Consider the following 22,498-nt stretch of genomic DNA (forward strand, 5'->3'; position numbering starts at 1 on the left):
GGTGGGCGCAGCCCTGCGCGCGAGTCCCACTGCCGCCGTCCTGGGCCGGATCGGTCTGCCCGAGCCGGTGCGTCAGCTGGCCGCGCGGCCGTGGGATGTCATCGTGGTGGGGGCCGGGCACAACGGGCTCGCCTGCGCGGCCTATCTGGCCCGCGCCGGCCGACGAGTGCTCGTGCTGGAGGCGCGGGCAAACGTGGGCGGCGCCTGCACGCTGGAGGAGCCCTGGCCCGGGGTCCGGATGTCGCCCTGCGCGTACGTGGTAGGTCTGCTGCATCCGCTGGTCATGCGGGAGCTCGATCTGCCGGGGCATGGGTTCCGCTGGACGCCGGCAGCGGGCGGGCTGTTCGTTCCGTTCGAGGACGGGAGCAGCATCCAGCTGTGGAACGACGACGCCCGCTGCGAGGAGGAGATCCGCCTCTTCGCCCCGGGCGACCTCTCCGGTTGGCGGGCGATGCAGGCGGTGAAGCGGCGGCTCCGCGACGCGCTCCGTCCCGAGGGCGACGGCGATCTCTGGGCGGACCCCGCGCCGCGCCGGGAGGAGATCGAGCGCCGGCTTCGGGGGGACGCCGAAGCGCGTGGCCTGCTCTTCGAGTGGTCGATGGTGGAGCTGGTGGAGCGCTACCTCGCGGACGAGCGGATGCAGCTGGCCTACCTGGGGCAGGGGATCATCGGCACCAACGCCAGCCCGCACGATCCGGGCACCGCCTCGGTCTACTATCACCACGCCTCGGGCCGGATGGACGGGATGCCGGGAACCTGGGGCTACGTCGCCGGCGGCATGGGAATGATCTCGTTCCTGCTCTGCGACATCGCCCGGGAAGCGGGGGCGGTGATCGCCACCCAGGTTCCGGTCGCGCGGATCCGACCGGGAGAAGGCGTGGAGCTCGCGTCCGGCGAGCTGATTCAGGCGCCGCGAGTGGTCTCCAATGCTGACCCGCGCATGACCCTGTCGCTGCTGGACGGTGCGGCAGATCCGGCGTGGTCCCGCCAGGTGCTGGCGGTGCCGATCGAGGGGGTCACCGTCAAGGTCAACATGATGCTGCGGGAGCTGCCCGATTTCACGGCCCGCCCCGGCACGTGCGAGCCGCACCACACCGGCCAGGTGAACACGCCACTCAGCAAGGACGAGTGGCGGAGCCACCACCGGGCCGCCAACGCGGGGCTGCTTCCGCCGCGGACCTGGAACGAGCTCTATCTGCAGACGGTCTTCGACCCCAGCGTGGCGCCCCCGGGGGTCCACACGCTCAGCGTGTTCGCGCAGTACGTGCCGTATCGGTTTCGGGACGGAAGCTGGGAGGCGCGGCGGGAGGAAGTGGGGCGAGTGGTCGTGGAGTCGATCGCGCGCTTCTGCAGCAACCTGCCCGAGGCGATCCTGGCGATGGAGGTGCTGGGTCCGCCCGATATTGAGCAGCGAGTGGGGCTCACGGGTGGGCACATCTTCCAGGGGGAGATTCTGCCGGAGTACATGTGGGATCGCCGGCTGCAGGCGCGGACGCCGATGCCGGGGGTGTATCTCTGCGGGGCCGGAACCCACCCGGGTGGGAGCGTGATCGGGATCAACGGGCGGAACGCGGCCGCCGTGGTTCTGGCCGACGGGTGATCCGCTGCCGGACGCGGCCGGGGAGAGTCGGAGCATCGGCGGCTGCGGCCAGCGGGGTCGGGGGGCCGGCTCCGGCGGCGGGTCGGGGGGCCGGCGCAGGCGACGGGCGGGGCTCGCTCCGGTCACCACAGGCCGCCCCCGGGGACACGTAGCTCGACGGAGATCACACGGCCTGACTCCCTCCGCGATCCCCGCCCGCCGCCTGCGCCCGAGCATCGGCGCCCGCGGGCACGTCCCACCCGAGCCTCGCGCCACGCTGTTGCGCCCACCACTGTACCAGCGCGGCACCCGCCGCGCTCACGCGCACTGCGCGTGCCTGGGGGGCTGGGGAGGCTCGCGCAGGGAGTCAGGCCGTGTGATCTCCTCGTGCGACGTGCCCCCCCGGGCGGCCTGTTGTGACCGGAGCGAGCCTCCCCAGCCCCCCCCGTTGTGACCGGAGCGAGCCTCCCCAGCCCCCCGCCCCCCTAACCCCATCCCCGTAACGCCCGCACAAAGTCGTGCAGCACCAGAAACTTCTCGTACAGAATCACACCCTTCCGCTTCTGCCCGAATTCGGCGAACAGGTCTCTCAGCCGGCCTCGCCGGGTAACGTAGAACCGGAAGGTCTCGGCAAAGTCCTCCTGCGGGTGCTTGGCGGCATAGGCGCTGACGAAGTCGCGCGGGGCGATGGCCACCCGGCGGCGCTGGAAGTAGACCCAGGTGTTGTCCATCCCCCGGTACGCCTTGTCGACCTCGCCGAACGCCCGGATGAATCGCCGGCTCCGGGTCCAGTCCCAATGTTGGTAGAGAAAGCTGTGGCCCAACTCGTGGGTGAGAAGCCCGACCAGCATGGTCCAGGGGATCTCTTCCCGCCGGCGCTTGCCCACCACGTAGCTCTGCTCGATCTCGACCGCCTTGGGGTAGCGCGGATCCACTCCCGAGACGCCCGGCCGCAGCAGCACGCGGTAGCCCCAGTCGCGAATCCGGGACACCAGCAGCAGCCGGCGCACCCGGGTGAGCGCGCGGGGAATCAAGTCCCGGCCGGTGGCGTCGTTGCCGCACCAGGGGCAGGCGTTCATCCAGTCGTCCACCCCGCGCGTGCAGTGAGGGCACTCGCCCTCGAACTGATCGTCGTAGTTCCACGACTGCGCCCGGCCGCACCAGGGACAGAAGCTCATGGGGTACTGCACCCCGCCGCCGCAGCCCCAGTCGCAGCGCGCGTCCATCCGGAAGCCCTTGGGGGCCTTGAGCGGCTGTTCGGCCGAGTAGCCCTCCTCGAAGATGTCCACCCCGCACCAGGGACAGTAGGACGACTTGTCCGACACCATCCAGCCGCAGTTATAGCACTCCGCCCCGGTCACGTTGCCGAGATCACGCCATTGAAGGGTGCGGCTGCAGTTGGGGCAGTGGGCCCAATAGCGTTTGAGCGCCTGCCCGCAGACGCAGCGGAGCTCGGCACGGCGCGCGGGTCGGCGGCGGTTAGCGGGCGGCATCGCGCGCCATCGCCTCGTCGACCAGACGCTGGATGAACTGGTAGTAATCCATGCCCGCCTTGTGGGCCGCGTTCGCCATGTCGTGCCCGTAGCTGATGAAGGGATTGGCGTTTGCCTCGAGGAACCAGATCTCGCCGTCCGGGGCGAGCCGGATGTCGAGCCGGGCGTAGTCCCGGAGCCAGAGCGCGCGAAAGGCAGTGCGGCAGATCGACTCGATGCGCTCGCGGGTCACCCGGGACAGCGGGCGGGCGAAGACGTTCCGAATCCCCTTCCGGGTGCGGTAGTCCTCGTCCCACTTAGCGAACTGCGTGGCGATCCGCTCCTCCGGCCGGGTGCGCCGCTGGTCGAAGACCATCTCGGTGATCGGCAGCATGGTGAGCGCGTCCCCGTTGCCGAGGACGCTCACGTAGAGCTCGCGTCCCTGGACGAACTCCTCCGCGATCGCGGGTTGGTGGAACCGGTCCTGGACCAGCTGCACCCGCTCGGCCAGCGCCGCTTCGTCCTGGACCACGGAGGCTTGGGCGATACCGGCGGAGGCGTCGGACTGGAGCGGCTTGACGATGAGGGGGAAAGGGAGCTTGGGCGAACCCTCCACCGACTCACCCGGACGGTAGGTCACGAACCCGGGCACCCGGATGCCGTGATACGCCAGGACCTTCTTGCTCATCGCCTTGTTGCGGGAGACGGCGAGCGCGAGCGGCGGTGCCCCGCTGTAGTGGTAGCCCTTGGCCTCGAGCATCCCGGGGATCATGTACTCCAGCCCGGGGTTGCCGCAGAACGCCTCGACCGCATTGAAGACCAGGTCCGGCCGCATCTCCTCCAGACAGCCGACCAGGTACTGCAGATCGTTGCGCACTCCGATCAGGAAGACCTCATGGCCGCGAACCCGGAGCGCGTCGGCGATCTGGTACTCCATCTCCGGCTCATCGTGCTTCCAGGCCGCGACCTCGGTCGCCATCTGGCGCTCGTGCTCCGGGGAGCCCCACCCGTCGTACGGTGTGTCGAACACCACGGCAATGCGCATGGGGCCGTAAATTGGCCTGGTTCGGAGGGGACCGGGAGGGGCGACCCCCCCCGCCCCCTGGTGGCTCTGCCGACCGGGCTGCATTATCCTGCTGGCCTGCCCTCGCGTCGTTGGGGGCTAATGACCAACGTCGTCCCCCGGAGGCTGGCATGGAGTTCACGGCCCGCGAAGCCAGACTGAAGGCCGAGTACGCCGATCTCTATCCGCCTCTGGTGGCGGGCATCTGGGAGACCGCGGCGGAAATGGGGGCCAAGGTGTTGCTGTGGCAGGTGCAGCAGCAGGGGACCGACGCGCTCAATAGCCGCATCCTGGACGGCCAGCACTTCGAGTTCCGGGGTGGGTGGTACCGCGGCACCGAAACCGACCTCCGGACGCGGGCAACCGATCCGGCGTTCAACGGCCCGGCGTAGGAACTACTCGGCGACCGCCAGAATGCCGGCCTGATTCGGGTCGGGCTCCCGCTGTTCTATCCCCCGCCATAGATCCGCACGAATCCGGTTTACGCAGGTAGCTGTTGACCAAGACGCCCACCTGACTGTTGTCGTCCAGCGCGACACTCCAAAACCCAGCCGGTCCGTACCCGCCGCTCGAGTCCACCGAACCGCCCGACACCCGCCATCCGATACGCGCGGGCGTGCGCCAGGTCGCCGAGGGCTGGTGATGGACTCGGCGGGCCGTCGAGAGTTTCGGCTGTCACAACCGAACGCGGAGCGGCGTCTGTCACTGGTCAATGTCATTCTCTCTGTTCTTCCGAACACCGGCGCGCATCGCGCCGCTGCTGTGGCTCGCCTCCTCCGTTGCATGCCGGGACGCCGGAAACGTAGAGCCACCGCAGTCGGCCGAAGTGCGGGTGGCCGACGGCAACGGGCAGGTCGCGTTCGCCGGGCACGCGCTGCCCGCGCCCCTCGTCGTCAAAGTGGTGGACGCGGCAGGAGAGCCGATGCCGGGAGTCACGGTCTCGTGGCGCGCCGACGCCGGCACTGTGTCTCCCGAGTCCTCGATCACCGACGCCGAGGGCCAGGCGCGGTCAACCTGGACCCTGGGCCTGATGGCGGGGACGGTTACCGCGGTCGCCAGAATTTCCGGCGCCGCACCGGTTGTGTTCACCGCGGTAGCGGAGTCGCCCGACGCGCTGCCGTTCGACCAGATCCGCCAACTCGAGATTCCCACCTATGACGGCTCCGGTCAGGTGGTGCATCCCGACTACGCCGCGTCACCGGTGGGGACGGGAGCGCCGCATCACCTGGCGATCACCCCGTACCCGTTCGGCGACGCGCACCTGGAAAATCCGTCGCTGTTCGGCGGCGGGTCCCTCGATCACTGGCATCTCACAACGGGCAGCCCGAACCCGGTAGTGCGGCCCACTTTGGGCTATCTCTCCGATCCCGACCTGGTGTATCTGTCCGAGACCCACGAGCTGTGGCTCTACTATCGCCAGGTGACGACCGACAACATCGTGCAGCTGGTGCGGAGCACGGACGGCGTGACCTGGAGCGCACCGGCGGAGCTGGTCCGGGTGCCCAATCACGGGCTTATCTCCCCCACGGTAGTCCGCCGGTCGGCGGATGAGTGGTGGATGTGGTCGGTCAACGGCGGCCCCACCGGCTGCGGCGCGACGACGACCAGCGTTGAGCTCCGACGCTCGAGCGATGGGCTCCACTGGGGGACGCCTACGACGGTCGATCTGGCCCAGCCCGGTTATTGGGCTTGGCACATCGACGTGCAGTGGATCCCCAGCCGGGACGAGTTCTGGGCGGTGTACAACGGGAAGACCTCCGGCTCGTGCACCACGCCCGCCGTGTTCCTCGCGACTAGTCACGACGGGGTGACCTGGCAGGCGCTGCCACAGCCGGTGCTGGCCAAGGGGACCGTGTCGCAATTCGAGGACATCGTCTACCGGACGACGTTCGCCTACGAGCCGCTGACGGACGCGATCACCTTCTGGTACTCCGGGGCGCGTTACGACGGGCGGCAGTACGTGTGGAGCGCGGCGGTCGAGCGCAGGCGGCGGAGCGAGGTGTTTGCACCGGCGACGGTGACCATCGGCGCGCCGCTCCCCGCGGCCCCCGCACCGCTGGTGGAGTGGCCGTAGTAGATTTCTTCCCATGCCATCGCTTCCCGAACGATTCGCGGCCGATCCCCGCGCGGCGCCGGGCGTGCCGGATGCCGCGCTGATCGAGCGGGAGAGCCGGCTGGTGGGCGAGCTCATGCGCGAGCTCGGCCGGGTGATCGTGGGCCAGCGGGTGATGCTCGAGCGACTGCTCATCGGTCTCCTGGCCGATGGGCACGTGCTGCTGGAAGGCGTGCCGGGGCTCGCCAAGACGCTCTCGGTGCGGACCCTCGCAGCCAGCATCGCGGCCGGCTTCCATCGGATCCAGTTCACTCCCGACCTCCTGCCGGCCGACCTGATCGGCACCATGATCTACAATCAGCGAAGCGGCGACTTCACGGTGCAGCAGGGGCCGATCTTCACCAACCTGCTGCTGGCCGACGAGATCAACCGGGCGCCGGCCAAGGTGCAGAGCGCGCTGCTGGAGGCGATGCAGGAGAAGCAGGTGACGATCGGCGGGAAGACATTTCCGCTGCCCGAGCTCTTCCTCGTGCTCGCCACCCAGAATCCGATCGAGCACGAGGGCACCTACCCGCTTCCCGAAGCCCAGGTCGACCGCTTCATGTTCAAGCTGGTCGTCACCTACCCGGAGCGGCAGGAGGAGCGTGCCGTGCTCGACCGGATGACCGGTCCGACCGAGCCGACGGCCGAGCGCATGGTGGAGCCGGAGCGGATCCTGGGGGCGCGGCGGCTGGTGCAGACCATCTACGCCGACGAGCGGATCAAGGAGTACGTGCTGGACCTGGTGGCGGCGACCCGGCGGCCCGCCGAGGCGGGGCTCGGCGAGCTGGCCCCGCTGGTGGAGTTCGGGGCCTCGCCCCGGGCCGCCATCTTCCTGCTCCGCGCCGCCAAGGCGCACGCCTTCATCCGCGGCCGGGCCTACGTGACGCCGGACGACATCAAGGCCCTGGGCCTCGACGTGCTCCGTCACCGGATCATCCTGACGTACCGGGCGGATGCGGATGGCATCGGGGCGGACGCGCTGCTGCTCCGGATCTTCGAGGCGGTGCCGGTGCCATGACGCCGGAGGAGGTCACGCACGAGGTGCGGCGGATCGAGATCACCACCCGCCACCTGGTGCGAGACATCGTCGCCGGAGAGTATTCCAGCGCGTTCCGTGGCCGCGGCGTGGAGTTCTCGGAGGTGCGGGAGTACCAGCCGGGAGACGACGTCCGCACCATCGACTGGAACGTCACCGCCCGGCTCGGCGCCGCGTACGTGAAGCGTTATCTGGAGGAGCGGGAGCTCACGGTGATGTTCGCCGTGGACTTCAGCGCCTCGGGCGGGTTCGGCAGCCGGGTGCGCACCAAGGGCGAGCTCGCGGCCGAAGTCTGCGCGGTGCTGGCGCTGGCCGCGGCGCGCAACAACGACCGGGTGGGCGCCCTCCTGTTCACCGACCGGGTGGAGCACCATGTTCCGCCGCGGAAGGGCCGACGCCACGTGTTGCGGGTCATCAGCGACATCCTCTCCTTCCAGCCGTCCGGCCGGGGCACCGACCTGGCCGCGGCCCTCGACGAGCTGGAGCCGACGCTGCGTCGGCGGGCAGTCATCTTCCTCCTCTCTGACTTCATCGCCGCGGACTACGAGGGCACCCTCGCACGCCTGGCGCGGCGCCACGACCTGGTGGCCCTGCAGCTGGTGGATCCCCGGGAACGGGAGCTGCCCGATGCCGGCGTGGTGACGCTGTGGGATCCCGAGCGGGGTGGCTGGCGGCGAGTGGATACGAGCGACCTGTCGGTGCGTGAGGGGTTCCGCCGCCGGGCACTCGACTTCGACCGCTCGCTCGAGCGGGGGCTCCGCGAGCGGGGCGCGGATCTGCTGCGTCTGGAGACGGGGCGGTCGTACGCGGAGCCGCTGCTGGCGTTCTTCCGCCGGCGGGAGCGGATGCTGTGGCGGTGAAGCGGGGAGGAGTGCGCGCCGCGACTCTCCGGGACCGGCGGAGAAGATCCCTCGCGGAGCTTGCCCTGAGCCCAGCGAATGGGCTCCGGATGACAGCGCGAGCGCTCGGGATGACAGTTTCGCTCCTCGCTACCCTCCTCACTCAGCCCGCAGAGGCCCAGCGCACCGACCAGAAATGGGAGGTGGTGCCCGACACGGCGCGGGCAACGGTGGGCGACCCGGTGACGGTCCGCTTCCGGCTCCGGCTGGACGAGCGCGATCTCCTGTTCGACTCGCTGCCCCGCCCGGCCGATCCGCTGACTGACGAGGTGCGCCTGCTGTCGGTGGAGAAGCTGGTCCGGCGGCCCGACCGGATCTTCGTGGGGCAGGCGCGTCTCGTCTTCTTTCGCCCGGGACAGCAGGCGGTGCCGGTCTTCTCCTTGCCGTTCATGCGGGCGGTGAAGGGGATCGAGCACGGAACGGTGCTGAGCGACAGCGCGTTCGTGGAGATCGCGCCGGTGCTCGACGCCGGGAACCCCTCGCTGCGCGATATCCGGGAACTGGCCCCCGCGCCAGGGCTCGGGCCATTCTGGTTGGGCATCGCGCTGGCGCTGATGGCGGCCGCGGCCTGGCTCGTACGCCGCGGACGGTCGCGCGCGGTGCCGGCCGCCATTGTTCCTGCGGAGCCGGCACCCACGCCCGAGCCCGATCCCTTCGCCATCGCAAGGGACCGGCTGGGGGAGATCGAACGGGCGGACTGGCCGGCCCAGGGAGAAGTGGCGCGCCATTACCAGGCGGTCACCGACGCCTTGCGGGACTATCTCGAGGCCGCGGAGTCGCTGCCGGCACGAGAGCGCACCACGTCCGAGCTGCTCTGGGCCCTGCCGCCGCACCTGGTGGAGCGCGGCCTTCGCCGCCGCTGCGAGGAGACGCTGGACGAGGCGGACCTGGTGAAGTTCGCCCGCGTCCGGCCCGGTCCCGCTGACTCGGCGGCCTTCCTGAAACGCGCGCGCGACCTGCTCACCCGCTGGCATGCTGCCGCGCCGCGGGCGGAGGAGCTCGATGCGGTTCGCTGATCCGGGGTTCCTCCTGCTCCTGGCGTTTCCGTTGGGATACGCCGCGTGGCGATGGCTCCGGCGCCGACAGCCGCCGCCCGAGCGGATCGGGTTCCCGGGGCTACTGTTCCTGGGCGAGGCGCCAACGGGACTGCGGGCTCGGCTGCACCAGCTCCCGCCGGCGCTCCGTCTCGGCGGACTCGCATTCCTGATCCTGGCGCTGGCCCGGCCGCAGCTCCCCCACGAGATCCGCCAGATCCACAGCCGAGCCCGGAACATCATGCTCGCGCTCGACATCTCGAGCAGCATGAAGGCGAGCGACTTCAAACCCGGCAATCGGCTTCAGGTGGCCCGTCGGGTGTTGAGCGAGTTCGTGGCCCAGCGCGAGGGCGACCTGCTCGGGCTGGTGATCTTCGCGGGCCGGTCCTTTCTCCAGGCGCCACTCACTCCCGACATCGATCTCCTGGGAAAGACGCTCACCCGGGTCGACATCGGCATGCTGCCGGACGGCACCGCGATCGGAACCGCGCTGGCCACCTGCCTCAACCAGCTCAAGGATCTGCCGCCCAAGGCGAGCGTCATCGTGCTCATCACCGACGGCGCCAACAACACCGGCCAGCCATCGCCCTACGTGGCGGCGGAGGCGGCCCGCGCCATCGGCGTCCGGATCCACACCATCGGCGTGAGCGCCGCCGACACGACCGGTCCCGATAAGCAGTTCATCTGGCGCTGGGGCCGCACGCCCGACCGGCTCACCAGCGCCGACGAGACGGTGCTCCGGCGGATCGCCGACCGGAGCGGGGGCGAGTACTTCCGGGCCACCGACCCGGAGGCATTGACCCGGATTCTTGCCCGGATCGATCCGCTGGAGCGGAACGACGTCCGGATCAGCGAGACGCGGGATTATCGCGAGCTCTACCCTTGGGTGCTGCTGCCCGCGCTGCTGCTCCTCGCGGCCGATCTCCTGCTCGGTGCCACCCGGCTCCGTGGCTTGCCATGAGGAGGCGATGAGCTTCGCTGCCCCGCTCGGACTGCTGCTGCTGGCGCTGCTGCTGCCCGCGGCGGGGTGGCTCGCGCGTCGGCGAGAGCGGCAGCGCCGGGCGGCGCTCCGGAGCTTCGGCGATCCGGCGCTGCTCCGGCGCGGCTCGGTCATAGCGGACGACCGCGTGATGGCGATCCGCGCCGGGCTCCAGGTCGCGGCCCTCGGGTTCGGTCTCCTGGCGCTGGCCCGCCCGCAGCTCGGCGAGAAGCGCGCGGAGCTGGCCCGGCAGGGACGAGACGTGCTGCTGATGCTCGACCTCTCGCGCTCGATGACGGTGCAGGATGTGTCCCCCTCCCGGTTGGCCGTGGCCAAGCGCGCGGCGTGGGAAACGATCTCCGCGAACTCGGGCGACCGGGTCGGCTTCCTGGTCTTCGGCGGGAGCGCGTTCCTCCAGCTGCCGCTCACCTCGGATCAGGCCACGCTGCGGCTCTTCCTCGACGCCGCTACGCCCGATGATCTGGGTGACCCGGCCACCGATATCCCCACCGCACTCAGCACGGCGGCAAAGGTGTTCGAGCACGAGGGCGAGCGGGGACACCGGGCCGCGCTGATCGTTTCCGACGGCGAGAGCGGCGAGGGCGATCTGGACGGCGCCCTGGCGGCCCTCCGAAAGGCGGAGATCCCGGTGTTCGCGCTCGCGGTCGGGACCCGAGCGGGCGGACCTGTGCCGGCGGACAGCTCCGAGGCGCCGGAGCGATTCCACCGGGACCACATCGGGCGCATCGCGGTCTCCAGGATGGAAGAGGGCGAGCTCCGTCGCGTGGCGGAGGCCACCGGCGGCGTCTTCGCCCGCTGGGATCAGCCGGCGCAGCGGCGCCACCTCACCGCCGTGCTGGGGAAGCTCGAATCGCGCACGTTGGCCGCCCGGCAGTCGCGGGAGCGAGCGGACCGCTTTCAGTGGCCGCTCGCGTTGGCGGTGCTGGCACTGCTGGCGGAGCTGGGGCTCCGGGTGCGGGTGGCTCGCCCGCCGACCGCGTCCGTGGTCAGGCGCGCGGTGGTGGCGGCGGCGCTGCTGCTGTCGCTCGGGACCGCCGGCTGCGGGCGCGGATTCCTGGAGAGCCGCCGGGGAGAGCAGCGCTACGAGGCGGGCGATTTCGCGGCAGCGGCGACAGCGTTCGACCAGGCACTCGCGGCCGACACTACGCCGGCCCGGGCGTATAACTCGGGGAACGCGCTGTACCGGCTGCGGCGATACGAGGATGCCGCCAGACGCTACCGGTTGGCGGCCGAATCCGCGGAGCTCCGGCAGCGGAGCATGTATAACCTCGGCAACGCGCTGGTACGGGCCGCAGAGGAAGCGCCCAGCCATCCCGAGCCGCTGCACGAGGCGATCACGGCATACGAGGAGGCCCTGCGGCTCGATCCCGGAGACGTGGCCGCGAAGTGGAACCTGGAGCTTGCGGTCAGGCGGCTGTCAGACGATCGGACGTCGGGCGGCTCACCCGGACGCGGCCGCAACGCAGACTATGGGCGAGGCAACATGAACAATCCGGGATACGAGGGGAACCCCGAAGCCGCCGTGGGCGCGATGGCCGGCGGCGGCTTTGGCGCGGGCGAGGGCGAGACGGTGAAGGAGCTGGACCTCGACCAGGCGCGTCGGCTGCTGGAGACGGTGCAGCGGCAGCAGCTCACCAGTCACGAAGGGCGGCCACCGAAGTCGGGAGCGACCGGCGACCGGGACTGGTGAGGCGCGTCTCCTGGCCGCCATGCCGACCGTTCGGCGTCGGTGTACTCCGGAGCGACCCGCCGGCCCTCCTCCGCGGACCGCATGCCGGCCTCGATGATCGCCATTACCGTGGCTGCCTGCCCCGGGGTGACCGGAGGCTCTGCTTCGCCTCGAAGCGCGTCCCGGAGCGCCAGATAATATCCCAGATAATTCCCTGCCGGCGCGGCGACCTCCGCGGGCGACGCCGCTTCGCCGGCGATGAGCAGGAGCGGATCGGGGTCGCTGCCCCAGCCCGGCGAGCCGGGCGTCCGCCCGGAAACGAGCTGCTTCTCCTGCGGGTCGCCCCGGCGCTTGAGGAGGCTGCCGCTGGTACCGCGCACGAGGAAGCGCCTGCCCGAGTCCGCCGCCAACATGCTGGACGTCAGGATGACCCGCTTCCTTCCGTAGCCGAGGATGGCCTCGAACCAGTCGACGGCCGCTCCGCCGCTGCGCTGGATTTGCAGATCGGCCAGGACCGTCTCGGGGGGACCGAACAGGACGAGCGCCTGATCGATGAGGTGCGGGCCGAGATCGTACCAGATGCCCGCCCCGGGACCGGCACGCTCTCTCCAGCGATCGCGAATCTGCGGGCGGTAGCGGCTCATCTCCGATCTGAGCTCCAGGATCTCGCCGATCCGCCCCGCCAATAGCTCCCGGGCGACGCCCAGAAAGTCGCTGTCCCAGCGACGATTCTGAAAGACGGAGAGGACCCGCCCGGCCGCGCCCGCGATGGCGGCGAGCGCACGAGCCTCCGCCAGCGTGATGGTGAACGGCTTGTCCACCACCACGTGCTTGCCCGCGCGCAACGCCGTCTCGGCGAGCGGCGCATGGGTGTCGTTGGGCGTGGCGATCACGACCAGATCGATGTCGGGATGCCGTGCCGCCGCGAGCGGATCGGGAATGACATCGACGCCGGGGTAAGCCGATCCCACGCGGCTCCCCTGACGCGAGCCGATTGCCGCCAGAGCTAGGCCCGGTGTCGCCGCGATCAGCGGTGCGTGGAACACCCGGCCCGCGTACCCGAAGCCGATGAGTGCCACACGAGTGTCGGCCTCAGGTGGGACCATTCTCCTCGCCTATCTGCGGTTCTCGACGGCGGTGCCGCCTGCGGGCTTCTCCCGACCGAGCTCGGCGAGGACCGCTTCGATTTCGGGACGGACGAACGCGCCCGCCCGGGTGACGGCGAACACCTGGTTGACACAGCACCGGCCCCGGATGGGGCGAACCAGGCGGACCTCGCGCCGGCTCAGGGCGGCGCGAACCGAGTCCAGTGGCACCACCGAGGCTCCGCTTCCCAGCGCGACGGTCGCGACCACCTCCTCCAGCTCGTCGAAATGGTGCACGCTGCTGGTGCGGGCTGGCTGGGCCCCGAAGTGCGCGTCGAACCAGCGGCCGAATACATAATCTCCCTCCAGGTAGGTCACGAAGGGCACCGTCTCGTAGGTCTCGAGCCGGCCGAGTGTGCGCTGCGCCAGGCGGCCGCGCAACAGCGCCGGCGCGGCGATCAGCACCAGCTCCTCGTCCCCTGAGCGCCCGGAAGCTCAGGTGGTTCGACACCTTGGGCAGATAGACGACGCCGAGGTCGACCTCACCGTCTTCGACCATGCGGAGCACCTCGGCAGCGGTTCGGAAACGGAGGTCGAGCCGGGCCGGGGGTGCCTCGCCCCGAACCAGCGCGCTGAGCGCGGGGAAGAGGACATAGCGGCCGAACCCGCTGACCGCGGCGATTCGAAGCGGCTCCGCGCGGCCGGGGCTCCGCGGGCCAGCTCGACGGCGAGCTGGGCGTATTCCGGGAAGTAGCGGCCACAGAACTCCAGCAGGCGCCGGCCGGCCGGAGTCAGGACCGCACGGCGGAGCCCGGACGCGCGCTGGCCGGTACCGCGGCGCTGGTGCGCGCCGAGGTGTGGCGCTTCCGACCCGATCTCAGCATCTGCCGTCAGGCGGCAGCGCAGTGCTATCGAACCGTGATGGGATCGAGCCGTGGCTCGGGGAGGTAGAGGCAACCGCGGGGGCAACGTCAGCTCCCCCACCTTGCGCCCCGCCCGCCAATTACGTATCCTGACTTCGACAACTGAATCTCGTGGTCATTTGCGGCCTATTGCAGCCACGTAAAACAAATGCTAAAAAGCCTCGCGTCCCGAGTGTCTTTTTGGCATCGGGCGCTTCGTCTTTTCGGGCCCGTGCCGAGACAGCGGAGCGTGGGGCGGAGATCAGCCTCATGACAATCACGCTCGACCTGCCGTCTATCGCTCTCGGCAAGCCCGCCGCCAGCTCCGGTCGGGACCTTCGGGTCCTTCCCCTGGTCTGCAAACTCTGCCACACCACCTATCCCGGCACGGCCTCCGCCACCTGCGAGGAATGTCTCGGACCGCTGGAGCCGGTGTATCCCGCCGGCCGGGCGCTGCCCAGCGCGGCGCAGATCGGAGCGAGGTCTCCGTCGCTCTGGCGCTACCGCGAGTGGCTTCCCTTCGAGGGCACGCCGGTCCATTCACTCGACAGCGGGTTCACGCCCCTGCTGGAGAGTCCGTCCCTTGCGCGGTTGCTGCGAGTCGCGCGGGTCTGGGTCAAGAACGATGCGGTTTCCCATCCCTCGCTCTCGTTCAAGGACCGGGTGGTGGCCACCGCCCTCAACGCGGCGCACGCGCTGGGTCTGGACACCGTTGGCTGCGCTTCCACCGGCAACCTGGCCAATGCCGTCGCCGCGCAGGCCGCGCGGGCCGGGCTCCCCGCCTGGATCTTCATTCCACACGACCTGGAGCCGGCCAAGGTAGTGGGCACCCTGGTCTACCATCCCCACCTGGTGCGGGTCCGGGGCAACTACGATGACGTGAACCGGCTGTGCTCCCAGGTGGCCGACCGTTTCGGCTGGGGCCTAGTGAACATCAACCTCCGCGGATACTACGGCGAAGGCTCCAAGACCATGGCGTTCGAGATCGCCGAGCAGCTCGGCTGGCGGCTGCCGAGCGCGGTAGTGGCGCCGATGGCCGGCGGATCGCTGCTGACCAAACTGGAGAAGGGGTTCCGCGAGTTCGCCGAGGCGGGGCTGGTGTCCGGCCAGGCCCCGCGGCTCTACGGCACTCAGGCCCAGGGCTGCGCGCCGATCGTCAACCTGGTCAAGCGGGGCGGGGAAGCGGTCGAGCCGGTGATTCCCCGCACCATCGCGCGCTCGCTCGCCATCGGCAACCCCGCGGACGGGCGCTTCGCGGCCCGGGCGATCCGAGACACCGGTGGATGGGTGGCCGGTGTCTCCGACGAAGACCTGCTCACCGGCATCCGGCTGCTGGCCGAGTCGACCGGCGTGTTCACCGAGACGGCCGGCGGGGTGACCGTGGCCGGCGCGCTCGCGCTGGCCGAGGCAGGGCGCTTCCGCTCGGACGACGAGGTCGTGCTCTGCATCACTGGCAACGGACTCAAGACCGCCGATGCGCTGGAGGGCACCCTGCCCGCGGCGCCGATCATCAATCCCAAGATTCGCGAGCTGGAGGCTCTCCATGGCCGTGACCTTTAGTCTCCCCACCGTCCTGGCCCGGCTGACCGACGGGCAGGCGACGATCCAGGCGAGTGGCACGACGCTGGGCGATGTGGTGTCGGAGATCGCGGGACGGTTTCCCCGGCTGGCGCCGCGGCTCCGGGACGAGGCCGGCGGGCCCTACCCGTTCGTCACCTTCTATTTGAACGACGAGGATATCCGGTTTCGCGACGGTTTCGCCACCCCGGTGCGCGAAGGGGACGAGATCACTGTGGTGGCGGCGATCGCGGGCGGCTAGTACTGCTCGATGAGCGCCTTGGCGATCATCTCCAGCCCGCGCTGCAGCAGCGATCGCCGGCGCCACTGGTCGAGCCGGATCTCGCGGGAGCGGCCGTAGTCCGCCTCGACGCCGTCGGAGACGGCCCGGGCGAACTCCCGGTCGCCGATGCCGAGCACGTTCTCCTCGTTCAGCTCCATGCTGCGCTCGTCCAGGTTGGCGGAACCGACGATCGACCAGCCGTCGTCGACCACGACGGTCTTGGCGTGCATCATGGACGGCTGAAATTCGAAGATCCGCACGCCGGCCTCGAGCAGCTCCTGGTAATAGCTGCGACCGGCGAGCTGCACCGGCACCGCGTCGGTGTGGTTGCCCGGCACCAGCACCCGCACATCCACCCCACTCCGTGCCCGCTCGATCACCGCCTGTCGGAGCCGCCGATCCGGAATGAAGTACGAGTTGGCGATCCACAGCCGGCGGCGAGCATTGATGAAGCTGAGCCAGAAGAGCAACCGGATGGGCTGGTGGGCGTCGGAGGGTGAGCTCACCACCGACAGCCCACACGCCCCTTCGGCCGACTCGAACCGGGGATAGAAGCGCGGCCCGGCGATGACCTCGCCGGTGCAGTAGACCCAGTTGGTGGCGAACGCCGACTGGATTCCGCTGACCATCGGGCCGGTGACCCGCGTCATGCTGTCGCGCCACTCGTGGGTGTTGCGGACGTTGCCGATCCACTTCTTCGACACCGCCGCGCCGCCAATGAACGCCACTCGCCCGTCGATCACGATGGCCCGCCGGTGGGTGCGCCGGTAGACCCGCACCAGGTTGCGGAGCGCGACCGGGCGGAACCGCTCGATCCTGACCCCGGCCGATTGCAGGTCCTCGCGCTCGCGCTTCTTCAACTGGTGAGAGCCGAAGGCGTCCACCAGCAGCCGCACCTCCACGCCCGCCCGCGCCCGCTCCTTGAACGCGTCCAGGAACTCTCGGCCGACCTCATCCGGCACGAAGATGTAGACCTCGAAATTGACACTCTCCCTGGCGCCGCGGATGGCCTCGAGCATGGCGGGGTAGAAGGCATCGCCGTTTTCCATCAACGTCGGCTCTCCGCCGCGCAGCACGGGCACATTGAGGAACCCGGCGGCCGCCTGAATGAAGTCATCGGTGCCGGTGTCGAGCCCGAACCCCTTTTGATAATCCGGCTCGGGCCAGTCCGGCAGGAAGAGCGCGCCGATCACCGAGACCAGCGATACGGCGCCGATGGCGAGCAGGAGCCAGGCGAACCAGGGGAGATCGAGCCCGAGCCACCCGCTCATGGCGGACTCCGGTCCGAGGCACGCAGCGCGATCCGGGCAAGCAGCGGATGGTGGTCGGACCCGAACACGGTGGCCCCGCGGTCGCGCGGATGCTCGTCGAGCCGCTCGACGTCCGCGCGGGCCACGGCCCCGGCGCGATCCCGGATCAGCACGTAGTCGAGGACCAGCCGAGGCAACGCATGAAAGGTGTGCCGCCAGGCCGGCAGCGCGGGGGGAACCCCGAAAGCGAATCCGGCCTCCTTGAGCAGCCGCCAGCTCCGCTCCGCGCGTCCCCGCCCCAAGTTCAGATCGGCACCGAGCACCACGAGATCGTCCTCCACATGCTCGAGGAGATGCTGAGCCTGCCGGCCTCGGCCGGCGGCGCCCAGCCACTTGTGCCCCGGTGGTCCACGCGGGTCGAGGTGCGCGCTGACCAGGCGGATGTGCCGGCCGGCCAGGGAAATCGACGCCGTCAAGGCCACTCGCCGCTGGAGGACCAGCGGCAGCTCCACGGCGGTGGTCGATGCCAGCGGCAGATTGGAGAGGATCGCATTGCCTCGGTCGCTCCGCTCGCCGCCGTTCCGCATCGACGGCACGTAGCGCAAGTTGAGGCCGAGCCGCCGCGCGGCGTCGGCAACGTCTTCCTGCGGGCGAGCGCGGGTGAGGTGGTCGCGCCCGGCGCGGCCACTGGAACGGGCGGGCACGGAGTGATCGGCGCGGTACGCCTCCTGGAGCAGAACGACGAGGGCCGCCTCGGGTCCCGGGCGGATGCGGCTGACCAGGTCGCTCAGCCGACCGCGCCCGATCCAGACGTTCCAGCTGAGCACCACGAGGGTAGACGTGGCTGAGTGCGTCTCGCTCGGTGGCGCGAGGTCGAGCGCCAGCGGCTCCCCGACGTTGGCGCGCCAGGGAGCGAGCCGGTCGGCCCCGGTCCGCCTAGCCGTTCATCACCCGGAGCTCGACACCCCGGAGCTCGTCCGTCACGCCAGATCCCCCCGCTGATCTCAGCGGCGAAGCTACACCGGGAGGCGAGAGCCGGGATGTGACTGTGCTCACCACCTCCCTCCTGCCGCCTGGGCGACCCGGGTGTATTTTCCACCTTCCGTCCGGCTGACAGCCATGCAGCAACAGGGAGCGTCCTACCGATGAAGGCAAGCGATATCCGCCGCGGTCACGTCCTCATTCTCGAAGGGCAGCCCTGCCGGGTGATGGACTTTCAGCACCGGACGCCGGGCAACCTGCGCGCATTCGTCCAGCTGCGGCTCCGGAACCTGACTTCGGGGAACACCTTCGATACCCGGCTCAGCGCCACCGAGTTCGTGGAGGATGCCCGGCTCGACACCAAGGATCTCCAGGTGATGTACCGCGATGCCAACGGGGTCCACGTCATGGATGCCGAGAGCTATGAGCAGTACACCCTGGACGACGAGGTCATCGGAGACCAGGGGCAGTGGCTCGACTCGGGCATGACTTTTCAGGCCGACTGGCTGAATGGCCGTCCCATCTCGATCCAGCTTCCATCGGTGGCCGAGCTGGAGGTGGTGGAAACGGCACCCACCATGAAGACCGCCACCAAGACAGCCAGCACCAAGCCAGCCAAGCTGAGCAACGGGATGACGATTCAGGTGCCCGAGTTCATCGGGGAGGGCGAGCGGGTCCGGGTGAATCCGCGGGAGGGCGTCTACCTGGAGCGGGCCAAGTAACCACGCCGGCGGAGCGACCGCCGCATCCGACGGTGATCCGGGCGGCGGCGATGGTCGAAGGAGGAATCCTGCTGCTGGCGCTTGGGGTGGGTCGCCTGACAGGGCACCCTCCCCTGGCGCAGCTCCGGGTCGACTGGAGCGGCATCGGCTGGGGTATCGCCGCGACCGCTCCCCTTTGCGCCGCACTGGCGTGGTGTCTTCACACCCGGCTCTCGCCCGTCGCTCGCCTGGTCCGGTTGGTGGACGAGCGGGTCCGGCCGCTATTCGCCGGCTGCTCGCTCCTCGAGCTGGCGATGATAGCTGCGCTGGCCGGAGCGGGGGAGGAGGCGCTCTTTCGCGGGGTGCTGCAGCCGACCCTGGCCGACCACCTGCCGGACTGGACCGCGCTGACCGCCACGGGCATCCTCTTCGGTCTGGTCCACTTCCTCACCCGCGAGTACGCCCTCGCCGCCGCCCTCGTCGGACTCTATCTCGGTGTGATCTTTCTGCTCTCCGGCAACCTGCTGGTGCCCATGCTGGCCCATGGACTCTACGATCTGATCGCACTGGCGCTCCTGGCCCGTGTGAAACCGGCCCCGGTCGAGTCCGTCCTTTAGCTGGGGGCCGGCCGCGGCCCCCCCTCGCTGCACCATCCCGCCGAAAAGATCAGCACTGGAGGACGGGCATGACGCTGATGGAAATGTACGCCCCAGGCACGTTCTGCTGGGCCGACCTGGGCACGCCCGACGCCCAGGCCGCGACCCGGTTCTACACGCAGCTCTTCGGCTGGGATTCCGTGGACCGGCCGCTCGGCCCGGACGTTTTCTACACCATGTTCTCGATCGGAGGACGGCCGGTGGCCGCCCTCTACCGGCAGGACGCCCAGTCGGAGCCGGCAGCTCCGCCGCACTGGCTTTCCTACATCTCCGTCGAGGGCGCCGCAACCACCGTGCAACGGGCCCGCGAGCTGGGAGGCCACGTGCTGGACGAGGCCTTCGACGTGCTGGACGTGGGGCGGATGGCCGTGATCAGGGACCCCATCGGCGCGGTCGTCGCATTATGGGAACCAAAGCGGCACATCGGGGCAGGCGTGGTCGGGGAGCCGGGCACGCCGTGCTGGAACGAGCTGGTCACGACCGATCCGGAGAGCGCAGTGGCGTTCTACACCGGGCTGCTGGAATGGGAGTGCGTTTCCCACCCCATGGGAAGCATCCGCTACACCCGGTGCCGCCGGGGTGGGTCGTTTGCGGGCGGGATGCGGAGGGCCGGCGCCGTGGATGGCCCGAGCTTGCCCCACTGGCTGCTGTACTTCGCGGTGGAGAATTGCGAGGCGGCGGCGGCGAAGGCTGCCTCGATCGGCGGTCGGATCGTGGTGTCTCCGGCCGAGGTACCGGAGCTCGGCCGGTGCGCCGTGTTGGAGGACCCTCAGGAGGCCGTCTTCGCGATCATCGAGTTGCTCCCGGCCCGCGCGGTGCATCAGGGGTAGATTGGGCGAATGGATGCCATCGATGCCATTCAGCGGCGGACCTCGGTTCGCCGCTTCCGACCCGAGCCGGTGCCCCGTGAAGCCATCGAGCGCCTGCTCGAGTGCGCTGTACGGGCCCCCAATCACAAGCTGACCCAGCCCTGGCGGTTCGCCGTGCTCACCGGGGCCGCCCGGGCGCGCTTTGCAGAGATCCGGGCCCGGCATCGGAGCAAGCGATACACCGATCCCGAATCGCCCGAGGCGAAAGCCGGAGCCGACAAGGTCCGGCGGGAGGCACTGGAGACGCCGGCGTTCGTGGCGGTGATGTGCGCGGTGAGCGACGACGAGCTCACCCGCGAGGAAGACTACGCCTCCGCCATGATGGCCACCGAGAACATGATGATCGCGGCGGAATCGCTTGGCCTCGGCACCTACCTCCGGACCGGCGGGGTCATGCGGCTTCCCGAGCTCACGGAGCTGGTGGGCCTGCCCCAAGGGTTCCGGGTGGTGGGTATCGTGTCGCTTGGATACCCCGCCGAAGCCCCGGTACCGGGCCGCCGCCGGCCCGCGGCCGAGCTCACCCGCTGGGTGGAGGCCTAGCGATCCCGCCCGGTATTACCGTCCGAGGTTTTTGGAGGTAAGTTCGTGCCTCCCGGAACCCTTGGAAACGGAGCCCTCCGTGTACTCCCGACGTTACCTCCCAGTGATGGTTGCCGCCGCGCTGGCGGCCGTTTGCTCGCCGCTCGAGGCGCAGCAACCCGCTCCGGCGCCGGTGGCCCCTCAGGCGGCCGACAGCGCCGTCCAGGGGTATGCCCCTGCGGCCGCTGCTCCAGCGCCGGCCGCCGCGGTCGTGGCTCCCGCGGCTGCCAACCCCACACCCGCTCCTGCCGCCCCTGCGGCTGCCGCCCCGGCCGCTGTCGCCCCGGCCGCTGCCGCAGCCGCGCCCGCCCCCGCCGCGCCGACGGTTGCTTCCGCGCTCGGGTTCATCGACGTTCTGCCCGCCCGGACTCCCGAGCGCATCCAGGCCCTGCTGGATGACGCCAGAGGGGCCGAGCGCGACGCCGACGCGGATCTGCTCCAGGCCACCGGCCACAAGGCGAGCACCCAGGGCGACATCGCGGTGAAGAAGCAGGAGATCTCCACCATCGACTCGCGGATCAAGGCGGCCGACAAGGGCAAGCAGGACGCGGAGAAGGTCTCGTTGCAGGCCGAGAAGAAGGTGCTGGAAGGGCATCGCGACTTCCTCAACCGCCGCGCGGCGCTCCACAACTCCGAGATGGATGCGGCCAAGGCCGCGAAGAAGCTGGCGCAGGTGTCACAGAGTGGTCTCGAGCTGGAGCTGCAGCTGGCCAATCATCGCGCCGAGCGGGCGAAGGTCGCGGGCAGCGACCCCGCAGCCACCCTGCGTCAGGATGGAGTGATCCGAGAGCTGGAGCGGAGGACCCTGGAGGCCCAGCAATCGCGCGCCCAGGCCGCCAAGGATCTGGCCGCCAGGGACGAGGACATCGCCAAGCGTCGCATCGACCTCTATCAGGCGCAGACCGCCGCGGCAGGCGCGCGCTGAGACCGGAGCGTTCCTGAGTGTACATCGACGCCCACCGGGCCGCGGCCCGGTGGGCGTCGGTGTGTCCGGCTCAGCGCTCGATGCCGAGCAGGCCGAGGAGCCGCTGTCCATCGCGGGCGGCATGGCCCTCCCGGTCGTTGTTGAAGTAGACGTACACCTCCTTGCCGGCGCGGTCGAGCGCGAGAATCCGGGCGGCCCAGCCCCGCAGCTCGCCAGGGCTGAACCCGCCTTCCGCTCCCCGGCCGGCGTGCATTCGGAGGTAGACGAACGGCGCGGTGGTCACCAGATCGGGCTGGATTCTGCCGCCTACCGGAACGCAGAGCGCGACGCCGCCCCGGCCCAGCCGGTCATACGTCGCAGCGGTCTGCCAGCTCGGATGGCGAAACTCGATTACCCAGCGCGGGCCGGCCGGCAGCAGCGACAGGAACCGGTCCAATCTGGGGAGGTCCGCCTGGAAGGTCGGCGGTAGCTGGAAGAGTACCGGCCCGAGCTTCGGTCCCAGCGCACCCGCGTGGTCCAGGAGCAGGGCGACAGGGGCCATGGAGTCTCGCAGGCGCAGCAGGTGGGTAATGAGCCGGCTCGCCTTGACGGCAAACTGAAAGTCCGGCGGGGTCGCCTCCCGCCAGCGGAGGAACGCGTCGGGCGGCGGGAGCCGGTAGAACGAGTTGTTGAGCTCGACGGTACGGAAGCGGGTCGCGAAATAGGCCAGCTCGTCCTTCTGGGGGAGCCCCTGGGGGTAAAACACGCCCTTGCGCCAGTGGGGATAGACGTATCCCGAGGTCCCGATCCAGAGCTGGCATGGGCTTGAATTAGTCGCGGATAGAGGCATCATCCGTGGGTCGCCGGAGATGAACCCCCTGAGG

At 70.0% G+C, this 22,498-nt stretch carries 22 protein-coding genes and 1 riboswitch; of the genes, 15 read left to right on the forward strand and 7 right to left on the reverse strand.

Annotated features, from left to right (window positions below):
• The first annotated feature begins 1 nt into the window (after position 1).
• Positions 2 to 1,600, forward strand: a complete 1,599-nt coding sequence (locus tag VHR41_13050) for an NAD(P)/FAD-dependent oxidoreductase (protein ID HEX3235122.1) — start codon at positions 2 to 4, stop codon at positions 1,598 to 1,600.
• A gap of 464 nt (positions 1,601 to 2,064) precedes the next feature.
• On the opposite strand, the gene VHR41_13055 is transcribed toward VHR41_13050, so the two are convergent.
• On the reverse strand, positions 2,065 to 3,072 hold the full coding sequence (locus VHR41_13055) for a putative zinc-binding metallopeptidase (protein ID HEX3235123.1): 1,008 nt from the start codon (positions 3,070 to 3,072) through the stop codon (positions 2,065 to 2,067).
• Positions 3,059 to 4,096, reverse strand: coding sequence for an ATP-grasp domain-containing protein (locus tag VHR41_13060; GenBank protein HEX3235124.1), 1,038 nt, complete (start codon positions 4,094 to 4,096; stop codon positions 3,059 to 3,061). The genes VHR41_13055 and VHR41_13060 overlap by 14 nt, the downstream gene beginning before the upstream one ends.
• 149 nt (positions 4,097 to 4,245) lie before the next feature.
• Between VHR41_13060 and VHR41_13065 the strand changes: the two genes are divergently transcribed.
• The 7 genes from VHR41_13065 to VHR41_13095 all read left to right on the forward strand — a co-directional run bounded on the left by VHR41_13065 (position 4,246) and on the right by VHR41_13095 (position 11,868).
• Complete coding sequence (locus VHR41_13065) at positions 4,246 to 4,506, forward strand: hypothetical protein (protein ID HEX3235125.1); 261 nt, start codon at positions 4,246 to 4,248, stop codon at positions 4,504 to 4,506.
• 320 nt (positions 4,507 to 4,826) lie between these two features.
• Positions 4,827 to 6,188 carry an Ig-like domain-containing protein gene (locus VHR41_13070; GenBank protein HEX3235126.1) on the forward strand — a complete coding sequence of 454 codons (1,362 nt, stop codon included), beginning with the start codon at positions 4,827 to 4,829 and terminating at the stop codon, positions 6,186 to 6,188.
• A gap of 13 nt (positions 6,189 to 6,201) precedes the next feature.
• Positions 6,202 to 7,227: an AAA family ATPase gene (locus VHR41_13075; GenBank protein HEX3235127.1), complete on the forward strand. Its 1,026-nt coding sequence runs from the start codon at positions 6,202 to 6,204 to the stop codon at positions 7,225 to 7,227.
• The gene (locus VHR41_13080) at positions 7,224 to 8,105 is read left to right on the forward strand and encodes a DUF58 domain-containing protein (protein ID HEX3235128.1); all 882 of its coding nucleotides are present in this window, start codon (positions 7,224 to 7,226) and stop codon (positions 8,103 to 8,105) included. Before VHR41_13075 ends, VHR41_13080 begins: the two co-directional genes overlap by 4 nt.
• A 110-nt stretch (positions 8,106 to 8,215) precedes the next feature.
• Positions 8,216 to 9,160, forward strand: coding sequence for a hypothetical protein (locus tag VHR41_13085; protein ID HEX3235129.1), 945 nt, complete (start codon positions 8,216 to 8,218; stop codon positions 9,158 to 9,160).
• Positions 9,147 to 10,139 carry a VWA domain-containing protein gene (locus tag VHR41_13090; GenBank protein ID HEX3235130.1) on the forward strand — a complete coding sequence of 331 codons (993 nt, stop codon included), beginning with the start codon at positions 9,147 to 9,149 and terminating at the stop codon, positions 10,137 to 10,139. The genes VHR41_13085 and VHR41_13090 overlap by 14 nt, the downstream gene beginning before the upstream one ends.
• 7 nt (positions 10,140 to 10,146) lie before the next feature.
• The gene (locus tag VHR41_13095; protein HEX3235131.1) at positions 10,147 to 11,868 is read left to right on the forward strand and encodes a VWA domain-containing protein; all 1,722 of its coding nucleotides are present in this window, start codon (positions 10,147 to 10,149) and stop codon (positions 11,866 to 11,868) included.
• Here the strand turns inward: VHR41_13095 and VHR41_13100 are convergent.
• Together VHR41_13100 and VHR41_13105 are read right to left on the reverse strand one after the other, a co-directional pair.
• Entirely contained in the window at positions 11,817 to 12,953 is a 1,137-nt protein-coding gene (locus VHR41_13100) for an oxidoreductase (GenBank protein HEX3235132.1), read from the reverse strand. The genes VHR41_13095 and VHR41_13100 overlap by 52 nt on opposite strands.
• A gap of 9 nt (positions 12,954 to 12,962) precedes the next feature.
• Positions 12,963 to 13,400, reverse strand: a complete 438-nt coding sequence (locus VHR41_13105) for a LysR substrate-binding domain-containing protein (protein ID HEX3235133.1) — start codon at positions 13,398 to 13,400, stop codon at positions 12,963 to 12,965.
• A gap of 556 nt (positions 13,401 to 13,956) precedes the next feature.
• A riboswitch (SAM riboswitch) is annotated at positions 13,957 to 14,030 on the forward strand.
• Between the two features lie 74 nt (positions 14,031 to 14,104).
• Between VHR41_13105 and thrC the strand changes: the two genes are divergently transcribed.
• Both thrC and VHR41_13115 read left to right on the forward strand, forming a co-directional pair.
• A complete protein-coding gene (gene thrC / locus VHR41_13110) occupies positions 14,105 to 15,394 on the forward strand; it encodes a threonine synthase (GenBank protein ID HEX3235134.1) in 1,290 nt (429 codons plus the stop codon).
• Positions 15,378 to 15,653 (forward strand): MoaD/ThiS family protein, encoded by a 276-nt coding sequence (locus VHR41_13115; protein ID HEX3235135.1) that lies wholly within the window; start codon positions 15,378 to 15,380, stop codon positions 15,651 to 15,653. The genes thrC and VHR41_13115 overlap by 17 nt, the downstream gene beginning before the upstream one ends.
• On the opposite strand, the gene VHR41_13120 is transcribed toward VHR41_13115, so the two are convergent.
• Complete coding sequence (locus tag VHR41_13120; GenBank protein ID HEX3235136.1) at positions 15,650 to 16,945, reverse strand: phospholipase D-like domain-containing protein; 1,296 nt, start codon at positions 16,943 to 16,945, stop codon at positions 15,650 to 15,652. The two genes, VHR41_13115 and VHR41_13120, sit on opposite strands and share 4 nt — an antisense overlap.
• Entirely contained in the window at positions 16,942 to 17,754 is an 813-nt protein-coding gene (locus VHR41_13125; GenBank protein HEX3235137.1) for an endonuclease/exonuclease/phosphatase family protein, read from the reverse strand. Before VHR41_13125 ends, VHR41_13120 begins: the two co-directional genes overlap by 4 nt.
• Positions 17,755 to 18,069: 315 nt before the next feature.
• Between VHR41_13125 and efp the strand changes: the two genes are divergently transcribed.
• The 5 genes from efp to VHR41_13150 all read left to right on the forward strand — a co-directional run bounded on the left by efp (position 18,070) and on the right by VHR41_13150 (position 21,635).
• Positions 18,070 to 18,627, forward strand: coding sequence for an elongation factor P (gene efp, locus VHR41_13130; protein ID HEX3235138.1), 558 nt, complete (start codon positions 18,070 to 18,072; stop codon positions 18,625 to 18,627).
• A 32-nt stretch (positions 18,628 to 18,659) separates the two neighbouring features.
• Positions 18,660 to 19,223: a CPBP family intramembrane glutamic endopeptidase gene (locus VHR41_13135; protein ID HEX3235139.1), complete on the forward strand. Its 564-nt coding sequence runs from the start codon at positions 18,660 to 18,662 to the stop codon at positions 19,221 to 19,223.
• Positions 19,224 to 19,291: 68 nt separating this feature from the next.
• Positions 19,292 to 20,092, forward strand: coding sequence for a VOC family protein (locus VHR41_13140; protein HEX3235140.1), 801 nt, complete (start codon positions 19,292 to 19,294; stop codon positions 20,090 to 20,092).
• 9 nt (positions 20,093 to 20,101) lie between these two features.
• Entirely contained in the window at positions 20,102 to 20,671 is a 570-nt protein-coding gene (locus tag VHR41_13145; GenBank protein ID HEX3235141.1) for a nitroreductase, read from the forward strand.
• 79 nt (positions 20,672 to 20,750) lie between these two features.
• The gene (locus VHR41_13150; GenBank protein ID HEX3235142.1) at positions 20,751 to 21,635 is read left to right on the forward strand and encodes a hypothetical protein; all 885 of its coding nucleotides are present in this window, start codon (positions 20,751 to 20,753) and stop codon (positions 21,633 to 21,635) included.
• Between the two features lie 70 nt (positions 21,636 to 21,705).
• Here VHR41_13150 and VHR41_13155 read toward each other — a convergent pair whose 3' ends face one another.
• Entirely contained in the window at positions 21,706 to 22,380 is a 675-nt protein-coding gene (locus VHR41_13155) for a DUF72 domain-containing protein (GenBank protein ID HEX3235143.1), read from the reverse strand.
• Positions 22,381 to 22,498 lie beyond the last annotated feature (118 nt).

The organism is Gemmatimonadales bacterium, assembly GCA_036265815.1.
In the GTDB taxonomy this organism is placed as follows: domain Bacteria; phylum Gemmatimonadota; class Gemmatimonadetes; order Gemmatimonadales; family GWC2-71-9; genus CAVVWJ01.

Coding starts and splice junctions, on each gene's coding strand:
- VHR41_13055 (HEX3235123.1), bottom strand. CDS start 3,072: ATGCCGCCCGCTAACCGCCGCCGACCCGCGCGCCGTGCCGAGCTCCGC.
- VHR41_13060 (HEX3235124.1), bottom strand. CDS start 4,096: ATGCGCATTGCCGTGGTGTTCGACACACCGTACGACGGGTGGGGCTCC.
- VHR41_13065 (HEX3235125.1), top strand. CDS start 4,246: ATGGAGTTCACGGCCCGCGAAGCCAGACTGAAGGCCGAGTACGCCGAT.
- VHR41_13070 (HEX3235126.1), top strand. CDS start 4,827: ATGTCATTCTCTCTGTTCTTCCGAACACCGGCGCGCATCGCGCCGCTG.
- VHR41_13075 (HEX3235127.1), top strand. CDS start 6,202: ATGCCATCGCTTCCCGAACGATTCGCGGCCGATCCCCGCGCGGCGCCG.
- VHR41_13080 (HEX3235128.1), top strand. CDS start 7,224: ATGACGCCGGAGGAGGTCACGCACGAGGTGCGGCGGATCGAGATCACC.
- VHR41_13085 (HEX3235129.1), top strand. CDS start 8,216: ATGACAGTTTCGCTCCTCGCTACCCTCCTCACTCAGCCCGCAGAGGCC.
- VHR41_13090 (HEX3235130.1), top strand. CDS start 9,147: ATGCGGTTCGCTGATCCGGGGTTCCTCCTGCTCCTGGCGTTTCCGTTG.
- VHR41_13095 (HEX3235131.1), top strand. CDS start 10,147: ATGAGCTTCGCTGCCCCGCTCGGACTGCTGCTGCTGGCGCTGCTGCTG.
- VHR41_13100 (HEX3235132.1), bottom strand. CDS start 12,953: ATGGTCCCACCTGAGGCCGACACTCGTGTGGCACTCATCGGCTTCGGG.
- thrC (HEX3235134.1), top strand. CDS start 14,105: ATGACAATCACGCTCGACCTGCCGTCTATCGCTCTCGGCAAGCCCGCC.
- VHR41_13115 (HEX3235135.1), top strand. CDS start 15,378: ATGGCCGTGACCTTTAGTCTCCCCACCGTCCTGGCCCGGCTGACCGAC.
- VHR41_13120 (HEX3235136.1), bottom strand. CDS start 16,945: ATGAGCGGGTGGCTCGGGCTCGATCTCCCCTGGTTCGCCTGGCTCCTG.
- efp (HEX3235138.1), top strand. CDS start 18,070: ATGAAGGCAAGCGATATCCGCCGCGGTCACGTCCTCATTCTCGAAGGG.
- VHR41_13140 (HEX3235140.1), top strand. CDS start 19,292: ATGACGCTGATGGAAATGTACGCCCCAGGCACGTTCTGCTGGGCCGAC.
- VHR41_13145 (HEX3235141.1), top strand. CDS start 20,102: ATGGATGCCATCGATGCCATTCAGCGGCGGACCTCGGTTCGCCGCTTC.